This window comes from Streptacidiphilus sp. EB129 (assembly GCF_041262645.1).
Classification (GTDB): domain Bacteria; phylum Actinomycetota; class Actinomycetes; order Streptomycetales; family Streptomycetaceae; genus Streptacidiphilus.
Genome location: NZ_JBGCCS010000116.1, coordinates 1 through 1,147, shown reverse-complemented (window position 1 = coordinate 1,147; position 1,147 = coordinate 1). Strand labels below are relative to the sequence as shown.

Here is a 1,147-nt window from a genome sequence, read left to right as displayed (position 1 = left end):
GCTGACGGCGACGGTGGGTTCGCCGGAGGGCACACCGTCCTGCTGCATCTGCTCGGCCAGCTTCAACGCCTCCTCGATCAGCGTCTCCACGATCTTCGACTCCGGCACGGTCTTGATCACCTCGCCCTTCACAAAGATCTGACCCTTGCCATTGCCCGACGCCACCCCCAGATCCGCCTCACGCGCCTCACCGGGACCATTCACCACACACCCCATCACCGCCACCCGCAACGGCACCTCCATCCCCTCAAGCCCCGCCGTGACCTCCTCCGCCAGCTTGTACACATCCACCTGCGCCCGACCACACGACGGACACGACACGATCTCCAGACCCCGCCGACGCAGATTCAACGACTCCAGAATCTGGTTACCAACCTTGATCTCCTCCGCCGGCGGAGCCGACAACGACACCCGGATCGTGTCCCCGATCCCCTCCGACAACAACGCACCGAACGCCACCGCCGACTTGATCGTCCCCTGGAACGCCGGACCCGCCTCGGTCACCCCCAGATGCAACGGATAGTCACACGCCGCCGCCAACTGCCGGTACGCCGCGATCATCACCACCGGATCGTTGTGCTTCACCGAGATCTTGATGTCCCGAAAACCGTGCTCCTCGAACAGCGAGCACTCCCACAACGCCGACTCCACCAAAGCCTCCGGCGTCGCCCGCCCGTACTTCTCCAGCAGACGCCGGTCCAACGACCCCGCGTTCACCCCGATCCGGATCGGCACCCCGGCATCCGAGGCCGCCTTCGCGATCTCCTTGACCTGATCGTCGAACTGGCGGATGTTCCCGGGGTTCACCCGCACCGCCGCACACCCCGCATCGATCGCCGCGAACACGTACTTCGGCTGGAAGTGAATATCCGCGATCACCGGGATCTGCGACTTCCTCGCGATCGTCGCCAACGCGTCCGCATCGTCCTGCGACGGGCACGCCACCCGCACGATCTGACACCCGGACGCGGTCAGCTCCGCGATCTGCTGCAGGGTCGCATTGATGTCCGAAGTCACCGTCGTGGTCATGGACTGCACCGAAATCGGCGCGTCCCCACCCACCGGGACACTCCCGACCATGATCTGACGGCTCTTCCGCCGCACGGCGAGCGGCTTGAGCGGCGTGGACGGCATTCCGAGCGAGATC

General features: G+C 65.5%; 1 protein-coding gene. It reads right to left on the bottom strand.

The window, feature by feature from the left end; all coding sequences use genetic code 11:
• A partial coding sequence (gene ispG / locus ABH925_RS37700; protein ID WP_370156163.1) for a flavodoxin-dependent (E)-4-hydroxy-3-methylbut-2-enyl-diphosphate synthase occupies positions 1–1,146 on the bottom strand: 1,146 nt, incomplete at its 3' end.
• Between the last annotated feature and the right edge of the window lies 1 nt (position 1,147).